General features: G+C 51.4%; 19 protein-coding genes and 1 CRISPR repeat array. Of the genes, 9 read left to right on the forward strand and 10 right to left on the reverse strand.

Going from position 1 to position 15,804, the window contains the following annotated elements:
* On the forward strand, positions 1–862 hold an 862-nt coding region (gene glyS / locus MVG27_RS03290), incomplete at its 5' end, for a glycine--tRNA ligase (protein ID WP_297556161.1).
* Here glyS and MVG27_RS10160 read toward each other — a convergent pair.
* Both MVG27_RS10160 and MVG27_RS03295 read right to left on the reverse strand, forming a co-directional pair.
* A complete protein-coding gene (locus tag MVG27_RS10160; RefSeq protein ID WP_366078676.1) occupies positions 836–1,027 on the reverse strand; it encodes a HepT-like ribonuclease domain-containing protein in 192 nt (63 codons plus the stop codon). The two genes, glyS and MVG27_RS10160, sit on opposite strands and share 27 nt — an antisense overlap.
* A 27-nt stretch (positions 1,028–1,054) precedes the next feature.
* Positions 1,055–1,354, reverse strand: coding sequence for a nucleotidyltransferase family protein (locus MVG27_RS03295; RefSeq protein ID WP_297556163.1), 300 nt, complete (start codon positions 1,352–1,354; stop codon positions 1,055–1,057).
* A gap of 51 nt (positions 1,355–1,405) precedes the next feature.
* On the opposite strand from MVG27_RS03295, the gene MVG27_RS03300 reads away from it, so the two are divergent.
* Together MVG27_RS03300 and MVG27_RS03305 are read left to right on the forward strand one after the other, a co-directional pair.
* Positions 1,406–1,912 carry a DUF402 domain-containing protein gene (locus tag MVG27_RS03300; protein ID WP_297556165.1) on the forward strand — a complete coding sequence of 169 codons (507 nt, stop codon included), beginning with the start codon at positions 1,406–1,408 and terminating at the stop codon, positions 1,910–1,912.
* A 1-nt stretch (position 1,913) separates the two neighbouring features.
* Positions 1,914–2,198 carry a DUF167 domain-containing protein gene (locus tag MVG27_RS03305; protein WP_297556168.1) on the forward strand — a complete coding sequence of 95 codons (285 nt, stop codon included), beginning with the start codon at positions 1,914–1,916 and terminating at the stop codon, positions 2,196–2,198.
* On the opposite strand, the gene MVG27_RS03310 is transcribed toward MVG27_RS03305, so the two are convergent.
* Entirely contained in the window at positions 2,199–3,206 is a 1,008-nt protein-coding gene (locus MVG27_RS03310; protein WP_297556170.1) for a phosphorylating glyceraldehyde-3-phosphate dehydrogenase, read from the reverse strand.
* 152 nt (positions 3,207–3,358) lie between these two features.
* On the opposite strand from MVG27_RS03310, the gene MVG27_RS03315 reads away from it, so the two are divergent.
* Together MVG27_RS03315 and MVG27_RS03320 are read left to right on the forward strand one after the other, a co-directional pair.
* A complete protein-coding gene (locus MVG27_RS03315; protein ID WP_297550088.1) occupies positions 3,359–4,117 on the forward strand; it encodes a molybdopterin-binding protein in 759 nt (252 codons plus the stop codon).
* A 40-nt stretch (positions 4,118–4,157) separates the two neighbouring features.
* The gene (locus MVG27_RS03320) at positions 4,158–5,231 is read left to right on the forward strand and encodes an mRNA surveillance protein pelota (RefSeq protein WP_297550076.1); all 1,074 of its coding nucleotides are present in this window, start codon (positions 4,158–4,160) and stop codon (positions 5,229–5,231) included.
* On the opposite strand, the gene MVG27_RS03325 is transcribed toward MVG27_RS03320, so the two are convergent.
* The 3 genes from MVG27_RS03325 to MVG27_RS03335 are packed head-to-tail and all read right to left on the reverse strand — an operon-like array spanning position 5,218 to position 7,686.
* Entirely contained in the window at positions 5,218–6,231 is a 1,014-nt protein-coding gene (locus MVG27_RS03325) for an AIR synthase family protein (protein WP_297550078.1), read from the reverse strand. The two genes, MVG27_RS03320 and MVG27_RS03325, sit on opposite strands and share 14 nt — an antisense overlap.
* Before the next feature lie 5 nt (positions 6,232–6,236).
* Positions 6,237–7,019, reverse strand: coding sequence for a 7-cyano-7-deazaguanine synthase (locus MVG27_RS03330; RefSeq protein ID WP_297550080.1), 783 nt, complete (start codon positions 7,017–7,019; stop codon positions 6,237–6,239).
* A gap of 22 nt (positions 7,020–7,041) precedes the next feature.
* Complete coding sequence (locus tag MVG27_RS03335) at positions 7,042–7,686, reverse strand: hypothetical protein (RefSeq protein ID WP_297550082.1); 645 nt, start codon at positions 7,684–7,686, stop codon at positions 7,042–7,044.
* Positions 7,687–7,863: 177 nt separating this feature from the next.
* Between MVG27_RS03335 and MVG27_RS03340 the strand changes: the two genes are divergently transcribed.
* From MVG27_RS03340 to MVG27_RS03355, 4 genes are all read left to right on the forward strand, one after another.
* The gene (locus MVG27_RS03340) at positions 7,864–8,091 is read left to right on the forward strand and encodes a FeoA family protein (RefSeq protein WP_297550090.1); all 228 of its coding nucleotides are present in this window, start codon (positions 7,864–7,866) and stop codon (positions 8,089–8,091) included.
* Positions 8,092–8,101: 10 nt separating this feature from the next.
* The gene (feoB, locus tag MVG27_RS03345; RefSeq protein ID WP_297550084.1) at positions 8,102–10,090 is read left to right on the forward strand and encodes a ferrous iron transport protein B; all 1,989 of its coding nucleotides are present in this window, start codon (positions 8,102–8,104) and stop codon (positions 10,088–10,090) included.
* 2 nt (positions 10,091–10,092) lie between these two features.
* On the forward strand, positions 10,093–10,356 hold the full coding sequence (locus MVG27_RS03350) for a DNA-binding protein (protein WP_297550086.1): 264 nt from the start codon (positions 10,093–10,095) through the stop codon (positions 10,354–10,356).
* 127 nt (positions 10,357–10,483) lie between these two features.
* Positions 10,484–11,725: an NDP-sugar synthase gene (locus tag MVG27_RS03355; RefSeq protein WP_297550092.1), complete on the forward strand. Its 1,242-nt coding sequence runs from the start codon at positions 10,484–10,486 to the stop codon at positions 11,723–11,725.
* 59 nt (positions 11,726–11,784) lie between these two features.
* Positions 11,785–12,218: direct repeats of the CRISPR family, unit length 17 nt; unit sequence TAGAGTCTTATTGCAAC.
* Between the two features lie 457 nt (positions 12,219–12,675).
* Here the strand turns inward: MVG27_RS03355 and MVG27_RS03360 are convergent.
* From MVG27_RS03360 to MVG27_RS03375, 4 genes are all read right to left on the reverse strand, one after another.
* Positions 12,676–13,233, reverse strand: coding sequence for a Maf-like protein (locus tag MVG27_RS03360; protein WP_297547898.1), 558 nt, complete (start codon positions 13,231–13,233; stop codon positions 12,676–12,678).
* Between the two features lie 99 nt (positions 13,234–13,332).
* Positions 13,333–13,701 carry a hypothetical protein gene (locus tag MVG27_RS03365; RefSeq protein WP_297547900.1) on the reverse strand — a complete coding sequence of 123 codons (369 nt, stop codon included), beginning with the start codon at positions 13,699–13,701 and terminating at the stop codon, positions 13,333–13,335.
* Positions 13,702–13,746: 45 nt separating this feature from the next.
* Entirely contained in the window at positions 13,747–13,932 is a 186-nt protein-coding gene (locus MVG27_RS03370) for a hypothetical protein (protein WP_297547896.1), read from the reverse strand.
* A gap of 56 nt (positions 13,933–13,988) precedes the next feature.
* Positions 13,989–15,797 carry a PINc/VapC family ATPase gene (locus MVG27_RS03375; protein ID WP_297556173.1) on the reverse strand — a complete coding sequence of 603 codons (1,809 nt, stop codon included), beginning with the start codon at positions 15,795–15,797 and terminating at the stop codon, positions 13,989–13,991.
* Between the last annotated feature and the right edge of the window lie 7 nt (positions 15,798–15,804).

Below are 15,804 nucleotides of genomic sequence, written 5' to 3' on the forward strand. Positions count from 1 at the left end.
CGACATCGGCATTCCGGAGGACAAAATACGCTTCCGCCAACAGCTCCCCGAGGAGAGGGCCCACTACTCACGCGACACCTGGGACGCCGAGATACACAGCGAGCGCTTCGGCTGGGTGGAGTGCGTGGGCATAGCCAACCGCGGTGACTACGACTTAAGCAGGCACATGCGCGAGAGCGGGGCTGACTTGACAGTTCTCATCCACTACGACGAGCCGAAGGTTGTGAAGAAGCTCGAGGTTAGCCTCAATCTCAAACGCGTCGGTCCGAAGCTCAGGAAAGATGCCAAGAGGATAAACGAGCTGATAAAGAGCCTGAGCGAGGAGGAGAAGCGCGAGCTGGTTGAGAAACTTGAGAAGGAAGGAAAGGTCACAATCGAGGGCTACGAGCTTGAGAAGGACGACTTCATAATCAAGGAAGTCGAGGAGAAGATAACGGGCGAGAAGATAGTGCCCCACGTTTTGGAGCCGAGTTTCGGTATCGACAGGCCCTTCTATCTGCTCCTTGAGAACAGCCTCGTCATCGAGGAGGACAGGACCTACCTGAAACTTAAAAAGGACATGGCGCCGATAGAGGTCGCGGTTTTACCGCTGGTCGCCAAGGAACCGCTCAAGAGCATAGCCTACGACGTCTTCAGAACCCTCCAGAAGGCGGGCTTTATAGCCGTCTACGACGAGAAAGACACGATTGGAAGACGCTACATGAGATATGACGAGATAGGAACGCCCTACTGCGTGACGATAGACAACCAGACGCCCGAAGATAACACTGTAACGATTCGTGACCGCGACACGAGGGAGCAGGTGAGGGTTAAGATAGAAGAACTGCCTGAGAAGCTAAGGGAGCTGATTTTTGGGAGCTAGCACTCCCTCTCGATGATTTTTTTCGATTTCTTTTTTCAACTCATCAAGCTGGGAACTCACGATGACCCATACTACCGAAAGGTCAACACCGAAGTAGTGATGAACGACAACGTTTCTAAGACCGACGATTCTCCTCCAAGGAACCGAGGGGTATCTCTCCCTCATTCAGGTAAGAACAGGCAGGGATTCCGTTTAGACATAGACCAAGTCCTCCTTGATATGTTCCCACAGTTCTTTTCTGCTCATAACGGCGTTTTTTGTAATAAGATCTACAGGAAGACCGAGAAGCTCCTCCAGATAGTCCCTGAGGTCAATTATCTCCCACCCAATAGGTCCTTCAAACTCAACGAGTATGTCCACGTCGCTCAGCTCGGTCTCCTCACCTCGGGCGTACGAGCCGAATATAGCTATTGACCTAACCCCGAAGCGTTCTCTGAGCTCTTCCTTGTGCTTTCTGAGAATGGCATCGATTTCCTTAAGTTTCTTGGTCATCGTTTCTGGGTAGTTCGTGAAAGTATAAAAGGCTTAGTGTGAACGCTCTCCATGCCGTCCAAAATCCACCTCATCTACAGGAGGATTCCAAACCGCGTTCTTGAGCGGGACGACGAGGTAATAGATGACTTGGGGGACGTTGTGATTGCCAAGTCTCGTTTCGAGGGCATGCTCACTCCTCTCAGGGTGAACGGCGTTGAGGTTATTAAAAACGGCTACACGATGGTCTACTTCGCCTTTGTTGGGAAGAACTACGACATTCTGAAGGTCTACGATACGGAAGGAAACTTTAAGGGCCTTTACATTGACGTTCTGGCATATACCAAGCGCGAAGGGAACGTAATCGAGATGCTGGACCTTTTCCTGGACATCTTCGTTTTCCCAGATGGCAAAGCCTTTCTTCTCGACGAGGATGAGCTTGAGATGGCCCTCAATTACGGCCTGATTGACAGGAGAACCCTCGAGTTTGCTTACTCAGTCGCTAGGGAGATACTCGAAAGGCTTAAACGAGGGGAGTTCCCACCGGAAATCGTCTGGAGGTATGAATGGAGGGAGTGAGATGGAGTTCTTGAGGGAGACAAAAGAGGGAACTATTTTGCTAATCTACGTCCAGCCCAAGGCCAGAAAAAACGAAATCGGGGGAATAAATGAATGGCGCGGTCGGTTGAGGGTCAAAATCAAAGCCCCGCCAGTTGAGGGAAAGGCCAACAGGGAAGTTGTGAAGTTCTTCTCGAAGCTCCTTGGGACGGAGGTCGTGATAGTAAAGGGCGAGACGAGCAGGGAGAAGGATTTGCTGGTGAAGGGAATGAATAAGGAAGAAGTGAAGAAGAGGCTGAAAATATAATCACTTCAAAATCCCTAAACTCTTGTTCGTCTTCCTTATGCTTTCCCACTTCTCTGCCATCTCGAACATCGCTCTTATGGCGTCAATGTTCTCAGGAACGACGTCGCTCTCCTGGTGCACCGCTTGAATGTAGAATAGCCTGTTTCCTCTCACACTTATGCTCTCCTTCCAGACCGCTATTTCGTAGAGGTTGTTCCACTCGCGGTGCAGGTCGCGGGCAAACTCTATAATCTGAGCAGTGCTTTCGAAGCCCTTCTCCTTCTCAAAGAGCAGAACTCTGGTGGTGTTCTCAAAGATATCAAGGACGTCCTTCTCGGTTATCGGCTTCTTAAGTTCAACCATGATGCTGTGAACGTGCATGAGCGTCGTGGGGACAACAAAAGCGGAAGTCTCAATGTTTATCGGGATTACCGTCTGGACATCTGGGCCATGATGAGATGGAACCGTAACGCTCGGCGTTATGGCGTTTATCGGCCCGCGCTTTGTGTCGTTCGGGTCGGCGGCCCTTCTTATCATCACGGCGTAAACGTAATCTATGTACTCCTGAATCGCGCTGAGTGTCCTGGTTAACCCCGTCGTGTTGCACGAAACAACCCTGACGTAGTCCTTACCTAGTGCTTTCTCGTAATTGGCCTGAGCCACGAAGGAAACCTCGGCAACGCTCGCCCTCTCACCGCCCTGAAAAACGGCCTTAACGCCTGCCTTCTCGTAGAGAGGCTTGTTCTTCGCCCCCATTCCGCCGGGAGTTGCATCAATTATCACGTCAACTTTCTCAAGGAGGTCGTTTAGGGTTCCGGCAACCTCAAAGCCCGCCTTCTCAAACCTCGGAAGGAACTCCTCGCTTGCGGCGTAAACCGGAATTCCCAGCTCTCTAGCGCGGTAAGCCCCAAAATCCGGCCTGGTTTTGGTTACACCGATGAGCTTCATATCGTCCTGCCTAGTTACGGCGTAAGCGACGCGCTTTCCTATTGTTCCGTAACCGTTGATTCCCACCTTTACCTTCCCCATGGTAACCACCGAAAATTTTACATCCATAAAATACTTAAGCGTTATTTTCACTCGTGGTGAAAAGGTTCTACGAATCAATCTTTTCATACCCACTAAAACTCTCTCCCGCTGGTGTTATAAGCCCTTTTTTCAAAGAATTACCGGTGGTGAAAATGTTCGCCGAGATACTGACGATAGGCGACGAACTCCTCACGGGAAACACAGTTGACAGCAATTCCGCTTTCATAGCGAAGAAGCTCACGGAAAAAGGCTACTGGGTAAGAAGGAAAACAACGGTGGGGGACGACGTTGAGGAGATTAAAACCGTTATCCAGGAAATCCTGAGCAGAAAACCCGAAGTCCTTGTGATAAGCGGTGGGCTTGGACCAACTCACGACGACGTCACTATGCTTGCCGTCGCCAAAGCCCTTGGAAGGGAGCTCGTCCTCTGCGTGGAGTGCCTTGAGAGGATTAAGAATTTCTACCGCGAGCTTTACGAAAAAGGCCTCATAGATGACCCCCAGCTCAACGAGGCCCGCAAAAAGATGGCCTACCTTCCGGAGGGAGCCCAGCCGCTGGAGAACACCGAAGGGGCCGCTCCCGGAGCTTACATCGAGCACAGGGGTGTTAAAATATTCGTTCTCCCCGGAATGCCAAGGGAGATGAAGGCAATGCTTGAAAAGGAAGTTCTCCCAAGGCTCGGCGAGAGGAAGTTCCTCCAGAGGAAACTTTTGGCGGAGATAACCGATGAAAGCAAGCTCGCCCCGATACTCAACGAAACGCTGAAGCGCTTTAAGGTCAGGATTCACTCCTCTCCGAAGGGCTTCGGGAAGTACATCGGCCTGATAATATTCGGCGAAAGCGAGGAGGAAATAGAGGGGGCGAAAGCCTTCATGGAAAGCCGGGGAATCCGGTTTGAGGAGGGCTGGTAACCTTTAAATTCTTCCTCCCAAGTCAGTCAGGGGTGAGAGGGTGCAGATAATTGAGGAGAAGCCCAAGGAGGGCATCGTCAAGGTAAAGACCGAAACACTGGACGACCTGTGGCACCTCTACCATATTATCGACCCCGGCGATGTCGTCTACGCCAAGACCCTGAGAAAGAAGGCCCAGCGAACTGACTCGCTGAGGGCCGAAAAGGTAGAGGTTGTCCCCGTTTACCTCGGGGTTAAAGCCGAGAAGATAAACTTCCACAAGTTCGCAAATCAGGTTCGCGTAACCGGGCCGATTGTCTACGCCAGCAGGGACGACGTTCCCCTCGGCAAGTACCACACCATAACAATCGAGGAGGGCACAGTTGTAACAATCCAGAAGCCCCGCTGGAAGGAACACCACATCGAGAGGCTTAAGGAGGCTGTGGAGGCCTCCAAGAGGGCCAAAGTGATGATAGTTGTCGTTGACGAAGGTGAGGCTGACATAGCCCTGGTGAGGGAATACGGCGTCGAGATGGTTGCGAGCATAAGGCGGAACCTCGGGGGGAAGCGCTACAACACCGACAGGGAAAGCGAGGAGAAGAGGTTCTTCCACGACCTGGCGAAGAAGATGGAAGAGCTCATCGAGAGGGAAAAGATCGAGAAAGCTATTGTCGCAGGCCCCGGCTTCGTTAAGGAGGACTTCTACAAGTTCCTCAGTGGGAACTATCCTGATTTGGCGAAGAAAGTCGTTGTGGAGGACACCAGCGTAACCGGAAGAACCGGTATCTACGAGGTCATAAAGCGCGGAACCGTGGACAGGGTTTACCACGAGAACCGCGTTGCGAAAGAGGTCCAGCTCGTCGAGAAGGTTCTTGAAAACGTTGCAAAAAACAACGGTCTAGCAACGTACGGTCTCAGGGAAGTGGAGGAGGCCATCAACTACGGTGCCGTTGAGACCCTTCTGGTTCTCGACGAACTTCTCAAAGGCGACCACAGGGAGAAAATCGAGGAACTGATGGACGCGGTCAGGTATTCGAGGGGCGAAGTTGTCGTCGTAAGTTCGGAGCATGAAGGGGGAGAAAAGCTAAAGGCTCTGGGCGGTCTTGCGGCACTCCTAAGGTTCAGGGTGAAATGAGCCCTTTGCTGTACAGCTCCACATAGGGATCGCCCTTAAACGTTGGAAACACCTTTTCTTCTCCGTTTTCAACTAAAACCCTCTTTTTATCTGCCGTAAACTTACCGAGCTCAAATGCAGTAATTCCGTTTTTATGTAATTCTGCAATTGATTGATTAGATTTTTCCGGGGGAGTTATGGCAATCAGCGTTCCCGTTGAGGAGACGCTCCAGGGCTCGAGGCCGTAGAAGTCCAGGACTTTCTCCACAAGGGGGTCAAGCCTCAGCCTCTCAGGGTAAACCACGAAGCCGAGGCCAGAGTTGTCAGCTATCTCATGGAGGGCTGTTAAGCCACCCTCGGTTGCGTCGTGCATGCCCCTGACAAGGGGTTTGGCTATCAGGGCATCTGGCAGAACCGTTTCTAGTCTGTAGAGCGAGCGGAGTTTCGATAGTTCCCCCGGAGTTAGGAAACCCTTAAGCTCATCGGCCCGGAAGTAAGCGGCCGATACCGCGAACTCAAGGGCAACTTTGTCCGTTACTATAATCCTGTCACCGGGCTTCGCCAGCGGTAGTTTGAGCTCTTCCCTTTTGACGAGCCCCATAGCGGTGGTTGTCGCAACCGGCTCCCTCACGGAGGGATAAACACCGGTGTGGCCCCCGATTATCGCGCTTCCAAAGCGCCTGCACTCTCCGTTAAGGTCATTCATTGTTCTCTCCAAAAACTCCCTCACCGTTCCCGGAGGGAGGACAAAATCCACGACGAGCCACCTTGGTTTTGCTCCAAAAACGGCCACGTCGCTCGAAGCGAAGTGGTATGCGAAGAAGCCGAAGGTCTCGGCCGGAACGCCAAGCGTTGGGTCCGTGGCGACGATTAGATAATGCTTCTCATCGTATTCGAGAACCGCCGAGTCGAACCCCTCCTTAGGCCCGTAGATTACCTTTCCGTCCTCAACTCCGAGGTTTGGAAAGATTACCTCCCTCAGGAGCTCGTTCCTCAGCTTCCCGGGGGGTAACTTCTCCATTTATCTCACCTGAACCTCTCTATTATCCGACGAACCTCTAAAAGCGTCTCCTCGTCACAATTCCAGCACATTATCTCGAAGCTCGGAACCCTGACGCTCACGCGAACTTTCCTCCTCCTCGCGATTTTGCTCACCTCGTAGTTAACCCTGTAAGCAAGGTCCATGAGTTCAGGGGTTACTATCTCCTCGCGGTCTATGTACTGGAGCGGACAGCCCTCGCGCCACTGCCTTCGTCGCGCGTGTTCATACATGCGGTAGGGCCTTATTCCGGCCTCCTCTGCGAGGGCCTCGACGTCCTCGGCGGTGTACTTTATCAGGGGCCTGAAGAAGGGAACCCCTATCCTTGGGATGTCGCAGAGCCTTATGTCAGTTTTGCACTGGTCGAGCAGAGCTCCGATGATTTTGTCGTTGGCGTTGTCGCCCTTCGCCAGAACGTCGAAGTCGTTGTTGAGGGCGAACCATTTCGCGTTCCAGAGCATTACCTTCTTACAGTTAATGCACACCGGGCCTTTCCTGCCCGTTGCCTCGCGGAGTAGGCCGTCCGTGACGTCAACGAGGTAGTGTTCAACCCCGAGCCGTTTGGTGAACTTCATCGCCCAGTTGAGCGTTTCCCTCCAGCTCCAGCGGTGGAAGAACGTCAGGGCGGAAACGTCGAGGCCGGCCTCCTTGAGCAGGTAGAGAGCTAGAGAGCTGTCCTTCCCGCCGGAAAAGAGCACAAGGATTTTTTTATTGTCAAGGTTAAACTTCTCGGCGAAACTTTTGAGGTCTTTAATAGCGCTATCAAGCATAAAACGGAAAGAATTTAAAAATTTAAAAAACCTCCGCTGATTGACTGTTCCTTACAAGTGCCCTGTACACCATCGTCAATGATATCGATGTGTATGGCTCAAGGAATATGGAAGCTATGAAATATCCCACTATCGGAATCAATGCTAGTGGAACGGCAATAACTATCATAACTATAAGGAGCACTATGAAGTACGCCAACAAGTCAAAGGCATTTTCCTTAACTAGCTCAATACTACTTTGAATTGCTGAAACAGCGTTCTTTCTCTGTAGGACTATCTCCTGTATCGTGAAGACTACAAGGAACAGCCATACTAGTCCAGGGATTACGAACAATGCAAGACCTATGAGTGTACCGAGGGCTATTATTATCGAAGCCACAAGCAAATCTGGAAATACTTCAAGCGTGTAATTTATAGCCTCGGTGTATCTTATGCTCCTTCCCTCAAGCTCTTCATTAGCCATGTAAACTAGCGCACCACTGACTATTAGTGAAATCACAAAGGCTATCAGTCGTCCTATGAACATGACAATGGACCCCACGTGATAGTTCAATCCCTCAATCAGGGCATTAAATATCGCAGGAACTACTGGGAGGATTAGGAAGTCTATGTTCCTTGATATAATGTCCAAGGGCTCAACCAACACTTCTCCCAGACTGAATTTCATTCAGTATCACCTCCAAGTAACACAATTTTGTTAGCATGTCAATTAAAACTTTTTCTCGAATTACTTCGAACCATCGCATATTTCATTCGAACCTCTGAGTTTTGTTAGGCCCACCAAAGATTTATTAAGGGCCTCGAGAACGCCATATGGAATTAGGAAAACCTAACGGTGATGAACATGATTGTGCCTTTAATCTCACTCCGTCCGGGCGAGAGAGGGATTGTTGTTGACCTGCGAGGTGGCCCAAACTTCAGGAGCAGGCTCTATGCCATGGGCCTAGCACCCGGGGCCATCATCAGGGTCCTTGAGAACTATCCCAGGGGCCCGGTCATAGTCGAGGCCGGCGGGACGAGGCTCGCCCTTGGAAAAGGAATGGCAATGAGGGTCTTTGTAAGAAAGCTCTGAGGTGACGAACATGGCAATGAAGGTCGTTGCCCTGGCCGGGAACCCCAACGTCGGCAAAACAACCATATTCAACGCCCTAACGGGGATGAGACAGCACGTGGGCAACTGGCCGGGCGTTACCGTTGAAAAGAAGGAGGGTGTCTTTGAACACAAAGGCGAGAGGTTTCTGGTCGTTGACTTGCCCGGCACTTACTCTCTCACAGCCCACTCTGTTGATGAGCTCGTCGCGAGAAATTTTCTCCTCAACGGCAATCCCGACGTTGTTGTCAACGTCGTCGATGCAACCTCACTCCTGAGGAACCTCTACCTCACGATGGAAATCTTTGAGATGGGGCTCAAGAACGTAATCATAGCCCTCAACAAGCTCGACCTTGCTGAGAAGAAGGGAATACGGATAGACCCGGTAAAGATGTCGAAGGCTCTGGGCGTTCCCGTCGTCCCGCTGAGCGCCAAGGAAGGAACCGGTATTGAGGAGCTCAAGGATAAAATCTGGGAGATGGCCAAGGGAAAGATAAAAACCAACCCTGTCCTTCCCCGCTACGACCCGGAGGTAGAGAGGGAGATAGAGCACATCTCGAAGTGTCTTTCCAACACGAAGCTCGCCTCAAGGTATCCCCTCCGCTGGCTGGCCATTAAGCTCCTCCAGCGCGACGACGAGGTTATGAAGCTCGTTTTAAGGTACCTCGGCGAGGAGAAGCTGAGGGAGATAATGACCCACATCGGCGAGGCTGAGGAACGCTACGGAAGGGCCATGGATCTGATTATAGCCGGCCAGAAGTACGAGTTCATAGACGGCCTGACCCACGAGTTCATGAGCTACGGCAAACCGCGGGAGACCCTCACAGACCAGCTCGACAGAATCCTCCTCCACCCGGTTTACGGCTTCATCGCAATGGCTTTCGTCTTCTACCTCGTCTTCAAGTTCGTCTTCGCCTTTGGAATGCCCCTTCAGGGGATTCTCAACGAGGCCTTCGCTAAATTTGGGGAGTGGATTGCACCGCATATCGCCAACAAGGCACTCGGAGGGTTAATCGTTGATGGCATCATCGGTGGCGTTGGCTCCGTCCTGAGCTTCTTCCCGCTGGTGTTCTTCCTATTCTTGGCCCTGTCTTTTCTCGAGGATTTGGGTTACATGGCGAGGGTTGCGGTGCTCATGGAGGGAATCCTCAGGAAGTTCGGCCTGCCCGGGAAGGCGATAATACCCCTAATCCTCGGCCTCGGCTGTAACGTTCCGGCGGTAATGGCGACGAGGACTCTCGATGAGGAAAGGGACAGACTGGTCGCGATGTTCGTCAACCCATTCATCCCCTGTTCCGCGCGTTTAAGCGTTATAAGCTTCCTCGTTGGGACTTTCTTCGGGGGAAACGCGCTCGTTGCCGTCGCCATTTACGTCCTGGCCTTCGCTGTTGCTCTACTTTCAGCGAAGCTTGTAAGCCGGTTTGTTTCTGGTGAGGAGAGCCCCTTCGTGATTGAGCTTCCGGAGTTCCTTCTACCGAGCTGGAAAAGTCTGCTCCTCCACTCATGGGAGAGGAGCAAGGAGTTCGTCCAGAAGGCGGGAACTGTTATACTGGCCGGTTCCATAGCAATTTGGTACCTCAGCAACTATCCGTTCCCCATCGGAACCGGAAAAAGCTACGCCGAGAGGCTCGGCCATCTGGTCGCACCCTATCTGCATCTCATGGGCCTCGACTGGAAGGCGGGTGTGAGCTTAACCTTCGGAATAATCGCCAAAGAAAACGTTATCTCAACATACAGCATACTCTATGGCGGTTTGAGCGGGGAAGCGCTCAGAAGGGCTATGATGAGTTCAATGAGTTCACTACAGGGCTTTGTCTTAGCAGTTGTCACGACACTCTACATACCGTGCATATCAACTATAGCAACGATAAGGGCCGAGAGCAACTGGAAGTGGGCGCTCGCGGTGACTGTCTACATGATAGCCGTTGCATCGGTCCTGGGAATCCTCATCTGGCACCTTGGAAGTGCACTGGGGTTGTGAAGATGGGGAAGATGGAGGAAGCCCTGAGACTTATCGGAGAGGGCAAACGCTTTCCCGAGGAGATTGCAAGGGAACTCGGGACGACGAAGGAAGAAGTCGAGGGCATCCTAGAACTCCTGAAGGCCCTCGGATACATAGAGGAAGTCGAGAAGGGGCCGTCCTGCGAAGCCTGCCCCCTGAGGAAAATCTGCCACGGGAAGTGCATCGTTCCGAAGGTCAAAGTGTTGAAACCGAGGTTCGAGCTGGAGAGAAACGGGCAATCATGAACGCTTCTTTCATCCCTTTCTTGGACATTGAATAGTCACCGGCGGTTAAAAGTTTCACCGTGAGTAATATATTTTACAGCCGTAAAACATATAAGAACACCTGTAGTATGCTTAAATGGTGAGTACCATGAAAGCGGTAATTTTAGCGGGAGGATTTGGAACAAGGTTAAGGCCACTCTCATCGACAAGACCAAAACCAATGATTCCAGTCCTCGGAAAACCCAACCTCCAGTACATCCTAGAGGCTCTAGAAAAAGTCCCAGAGATAGACGAAGTCATTCTCTCAGTTCACTATATGAGGGGCGAGATAAGGGAGTTCATAGATGAAAAGATGGCGGACTATCCAAAGGACATCAGGTTCGTCAACGATCCCATGCCCCTTGAGACAGGAGGAGCGCTTAAGAACGTTGAAGAGTACGTTAGCGACGACTTTCTCGTTATCTACGGCGATGTCTTCACGAACTTCGACTACAGGGAGCTGATAAAGGCCCACGAAGAGAAAGGAGGATTGATAACGGTAGCTGTAACGAAGGTCTACGACCCGGAGCGCTTTGGAGTCATCGAGGTCGACGAGAACGGAAAGGTCATTCACTTCGAGGAGAAGCCCAAGAGGCCGAAGAGCAACCTCGTCGACGCTGGAATATACATGGTAAACAAGAAGGTCCTGGAGGAGATTCCAAAGGGTAAAGAAGTTTACTTCGAGCGCGAGATTCTTCCAAGGTTCGTCGAGCGCGGTGAGGTCTTTGCATACAGAATGCCAAAGGGAACGTACTGGGTTGACCTGGGAACGCCCGAGGACTTCTTCTACGCCCACCAGATAGCACTTGACGAAATGGCCAGGGAGAACGGCTACTTCCACATAGCCGAGAGTGCCGAGGTTCCTGAAGATGTGGAAATCCAGGGGCCGGTTTACATTGACGAGGGCGTTAAGGTTGGCCATGGAGTCAAGATAAAGGCATACTCATACATAGGACCAAACACGGTGATAGAGGACAAGGCCTACATCAAGCGCTCAGTCCTCATCGGGAGCGACATAATCAGGGAGAGGGCCGAGTTAAAGGACACGATACTCGGCGAGGGAGTTGTGGTCGGCAGGGACGTCATCATAAAGGAGAACGCCGTCATAGGCGACTACGCCAAAATCTACGACGGACTCGTGATATACGGCGCAAAGGTCCTGCCCTGGAAGAAGGTCGAGGAATACGAGGCCTACATCAAGATTAAGCTCGACCCGACGAAGGTCAGGCCGGGACAGTATCCAGAAAGGTGTCCGCTTGGCCTTCCAGAGTGTATCTACAAGAAGTTCAAGGCAATAGCCGGTGAAAAACCGCCCTGTGACGAGTGTATCGAGAACCAGTGGCTCTTCTGAGTCCTTCGCTTCCTTACTTTTTCCTGCCCGTGACCCATAGGAAACACTCGAAGGGAGCTGTTTCAATTCTCTTAGAGTCTTGTTGCAACATATCAACCCCATAAGGATCGTCGAGTCCACCAAGATCTTTCAATTCTTCTAGAGTCTTATTGCAACTTCCTGAAGCTGTTCAAAAGTCGTTATGCCGGAGTTCACTTTCAATTCTTCTAGAGTCTTATTGCAACAAGCGGCCTCTCTGACGTTCTCGAGGTGCAGAAAGACTTTCAATTCTCTTAGAGTCTTATTGCAACGAAACGAGGAGGTTCTTGGAATCATTTACGAGAAGAACTTTCAATTCTCTTAGAGTCTTATTGCAACCCCCTCCTAAGCTTTTTTCCGTCATGGTCTAGGTCATCTTTCAATTCTCTTAGAGTCTTATTGCAACATGCTTGCGTCGGCTTCGCCAACTTCGTGACTGACGAACCTTTCAATTCTCTTAGAGTCTTATTGCAACAGGGCGGGATTTTCCTTGATTGGGTCTACAAGCGAATAAAAACCCTCGAATCTTATAAGTCTTTCCACAAAGGTGCCTTAAAACTCTCATCAAAAGCCCTGAATTCGAATGTTTTAAGGGGAATAACAACCAACCCAAGCCAGTACAAGCATTTAATTCACCAATGCACAAAACCATACACGAGACTTCCAGAGGCGTAAGCAGGCTTTGAATGGAGTTTTTCGGCCTTACAACACGTTTTCAAACAAAACATCGCATTTTCATAGGATTCAGCTAAATACAGGTGTTGTCATTGCCCCACTGGACATCTCGAAAAAATTTCGTTACAAATTATGCCGTAGAATAAAACGGTTTGTGTCACAATAACAAAACATTACTAAAAACTTCCAGAGTGATACCAGCCTCCAAAACATCGAGCTGAGAGATTTAAAGTGGAAAAACGCCAAAAGAAAGCTCTTCAGCGTGATAATACCCTAAAACCAAGCTCCCTGAGCTTCCAGATTATTTCAATCGGAAAGCCGACGACGTTGTAGTAGTCCCCCCTAATCCATTCGACCAGGAGGCCACCCAACCCCTGTATTCCATAGGCACCGGCCTTGTCCATGGGCTCTCTCGTTTCAACGTATGCCCGGATAAGCTCGTCGTCGAGCTCGCGGAACTTAACTTCGGTTGTTACGGCACCGGTTATCTCCCTTCCCCTATGGACGATACAGTAGCCGGTCGTAACCCTGTGAACCCTACCACTGAGGAGTTTAAGCATCTCATAGGCTTCCAGCTCGTCCTTTGGCTTTCCGAGAATTTTTCCCTCCACGCTCACAACAGTATCTGCACCAATAACGGTCCCGCCAACGCGCGAGTGAACTTCCAGCGCTTTTTTCCTGGCGAGCTCAACAGCACACTCCCCGGGTTTTCCTGAGCATCTCTCCTCAACGTTGCTCGGAACGACTTCAAAGTCCCCGATGAAACGCGAGAGTATTTCCCTCCTCCTGGGCGATGAAGAAGCGAGGACGAGCATTGACGCACCCCCAAACGTTAAAAGGAAAGCGCCCAAGTTGGATGGGCGATGACGACAATTTCGCTAGCTGACGCGTGATGAGTACCCTCGCAACCGAGCCTAGGCAAGGCACTCCTCTATTGCCTCCACTATGCACTCGATGTCCCTCTCGAACTCGAGGACCGAACAGCGGTTTCCGTCTATCGGTGGGCAGTTTTCTGCAATCCTTCTGAGCTTGACGTGGAGAATTCCCTTCCTTCCGTCCTTTTCGATTGTGTATTTCCTGTAAAGAACGTCGCAGTCATCTCCCTCCGGCTCCTCGACGGTTACCGTGAAGTTCGCCCTGAGGACTCTGTCAATCCCGTTCACGATTTCCATGGCTATGTCGTAGCTCCTGTCCTCGATGACGAGGGGCACGCAGATGTGCTCCATGTTGTGCTTGTCGAACTTATAGAAGGTCTCGGGGATTACAACGACGTCGTACTTCATCGACACCACCGGGAAAAGAAGGGAGGAGGAGTTTAAAAGCCTGTCTCAGGGAGATTGAGCCAATCCACCAAGGTTCTTTCGCAGGAAGCTGACAGTTAAATACACAAAGGCGCTTACCCAGAGGAAATCGCCGATCAGAACGGCCGATGAATAGCCACTCATCGCCAGCAGGTACGAGGCCAGACCGCCAAGGAACAGAGACCAGAAGAGCTTGTCCCCCCATAACCTCATGGTCCCATCTCCGAATCTTTATTATCAAAGAAAGTTGGAAGAAGAGGTTAAAAGGCTTATGTAGTCGCCCAAATGGGGATTCCCGCGTCGATAAGTCTCTTGAGTTCCTTGCCTATGGGCGTGCTCTTGCTCACTTTGACGAGGCCCTTCTTGCTCGGCGTGGCGGTAAAGACGTACTGCTCGCCACCGTAGAACTTCAGGGGCTTTTTGGCGTAGTCGGGTGAAACCCTCAGGACTATCGTTTTCTTCTTCTCCTCGACCTCCACCGGGATTTTCTTCTTGGGCTTCTCAGCTTCCCTCTCGGCGAAGCTCTTAACGTCTATGCTTATACCTATCCTCTTTTCCAGTTCGGTAATCCTCTTCCCCTTCTTGCCGATTATAGCTGGAATGTCGAACTCATCGGCGTATATCACGGCTTTGTGCGGGCTGACTATCTCGACCTCGGTGTAAACGTCGGGCAGGAACTTTTTGATTTCCTGCTTGAGCCTCTTCTCGGCGAGCCTTAAAGCAGGAGCTTTTTCCTCCCTCTTTACCGGAACGACGCTTATCTCCTCGCCGTAGGTGTAAATCTCGTACTCTAGTTCACCCGTCTCGAAGTCCCTCACCTCTATGACGGGTCTCGCAAGGTCTTCCTCCTTCATTCCGCTCGGGACCTTGACGAGGTACTCAAGCGTCAGAACCTTGGCAACGTTTCCTGCCTTGATGAAAAGGACGGTGTCAACTATCTGCGGTATCATTCCAAGCTCAACCCTGCCGATGAAACGCTGTATCGCGTCTATTGGTTTAGTCGCGTGAACAACTCCGACCATTCCAACGCCCGCGAGCCTCAGGTCGGAGTAAATCTTGAAGTCGCTTGTCTTCCTCATCTCATCGAATATCGTGTAGTCAGGTCTCACAAGGAGGAGTATGTCTCCGGTCAGCTCCATTCTACCGTTTAGAGCGGTGTACTGGGTTATTTCTTCACTAACCTGCAAATCCCTCGGCTTTTCCATGGTCTTGACAATCTTGCCCATCGAAGCGTACCACTCCGCCAAGGCCTGCGCGAAGGTCGTCTTCCCCTCACCGGGGGCGCCGGCTATGAGAATGCCCTGGGCCTTGTCCTTGAGCCTTTCAAGTAGCTTCTCGCTCAGCTCGTAGTCCTCTATGCTCAGCTTTTTAACGGGCCTGACCGCTGTAATCTCTATTCTGTCCGCAAAGGGTGGTTTGGCTATGACGATACGGTAGTTCCTCAGCTGAACCACAGTTGCTCCGGGTTCGTCCAGCTCTATGAAGCTGTCCGGTTCTCTCTTTGCCCTCTCAACGATGTCATCTGCTATCTCGTGAAGTTCCTCATCGCTCAGCGGTTCATCACGAATGGGAACGAGCTTCCACGCTCCGGGTTTGCCTTTCTTCGCCAGTGGCCTTACGCCGGCCTTGAGGTGCACGCTCATTGTTGTTTCGTCGAAGAAGTCCTCGAGCCTGTGGCGGACTTCCCTTTTGGCGGTCAGGTAGATTACGTCTATGCCCTTCGCTATGGCTATGTCCCTCTGGACCTGATCGCCGGTTATCAGGGTGGCGTTAAGGGTTTTTGCAGTCTCACGAACCATGTGGTCTATCTCGCCGGCTTTGGCCCTTCTAATTTGCCACAGCTCCGGTCTGTCGCCATGAAACTCGAGGAGTATCTTACCCTTATCTGCCATGTCGCGGAGCTTCTTGAGTTCCTCAAGGCCTGTATGACCTATCGCCTTGCCTTCGTTGGCCTGGTGCTCTATTTCCGCTACGACGGCCTCTGGAACGACGACCTTTACCTTCTCGTCGAGTGTTGAGAGGAACTGGGTTAGCCTTCCATCAACTATCACGCTCGTGTCCGGAACAAACACCCTCATTTTCTCA

It is taken from the genome of Thermococcus sp. (assembly GCF_027011145.1).
Lineage (GTDB): Archaea > Methanobacteriota_B > Thermococci > Thermococcales > Thermococcaceae > Thermococcus.

Bases quoted from the DNA above. Each gene is read 5' to 3' on its own strand.
- MVG27_RS10160 (WP_366078676.1), bottom strand. From the start codon at position 1,027: ATGAGGGAGAGATACCCCTCGGTTCCTTGGAGGAGAATCGTCGGTCTT.
- MVG27_RS03295 (WP_297556163.1), bottom strand. From the start codon at position 1,354: ATGACCAAGAAACTTAAGGAAATCGATGCCATTCTCAGAAAGCACAAG.
- MVG27_RS03300 (WP_297556165.1), top strand. From the start codon at position 1,406: ATGCCGTCCAAAATCCACCTCATCTACAGGAGGATTCCAAACCGCGTT.
- MVG27_RS03305 (WP_297556168.1), top strand. From the start codon at position 1,914: ATGGAGTTCTTGAGGGAGACAAAAGAGGGAACTATTTTGCTAATCTAC.
- MVG27_RS03310 (WP_297556170.1), bottom strand. From the start codon at position 3,206: ATGGGGAAGGTAAAGGTGGGAATCAACGGTTACGGAACAATAGGAAAG.
- MVG27_RS03315 (WP_297550088.1), top strand. From the start codon at position 3,359: ATGTTCGCCGAGATACTGACGATAGGCGACGAACTCCTCACGGGAAAC.
- MVG27_RS03325 (WP_297550078.1), bottom strand. From the start codon at position 6,231: ATGGAGAAGTTACCCCCCGGGAAGCTGAGGAACGAGCTCCTGAGGGAG.
- MVG27_RS03330 (WP_297550080.1), bottom strand. From the start codon at position 7,019: ATGCTTGATAGCGCTATTAAAGACCTCAAAAGTTTCGCCGAGAAGTTT.
- MVG27_RS03335 (WP_297550082.1), bottom strand. From the start codon at position 7,686: ATGAAATTCAGTCTGGGAGAAGTGTTGGTTGAGCCCTTGGACATTATA.
- MVG27_RS03340 (WP_297550090.1), top strand. From the start codon at position 7,864: ATGATTGTGCCTTTAATCTCACTCCGTCCGGGCGAGAGAGGGATTGTT.
- feoB (WP_297550084.1), top strand. From the start codon at position 8,102: ATGGCAATGAAGGTCGTTGCCCTGGCCGGGAACCCCAACGTCGGCAAA.
- MVG27_RS03350 (WP_297550086.1), top strand. From the start codon at position 10,093: ATGGGGAAGATGGAGGAAGCCCTGAGACTTATCGGAGAGGGCAAACGC.
- MVG27_RS03355 (WP_297550092.1), top strand. From the start codon at position 10,484: ATGAAAGCGGTAATTTTAGCGGGAGGATTTGGAACAAGGTTAAGGCCA.
- MVG27_RS03360 (WP_297547898.1), bottom strand. From the start codon at position 13,233: ATGCTCGTCCTCGCTTCTTCATCGCCCAGGAGGAGGGAAATACTCTCG.
- MVG27_RS03365 (WP_297547900.1), bottom strand. From the start codon at position 13,701: ATGAAGTACGACGTCGTTGTAATCCCCGAGACCTTCTATAAGTTCGAC.
- MVG27_RS03370 (WP_297547896.1), bottom strand. From the start codon at position 13,932: ATGAGGTTATGGGGGGACAAGCTCTTCTGGTCTCTGTTCCTTGGCGGT.
- MVG27_RS03375 (WP_297556173.1), bottom strand. From the start codon at position 15,797: ATGAGGGTGTTTGTTCCGGACACGAGCGTGATAGTTGATGGAAGGCTA.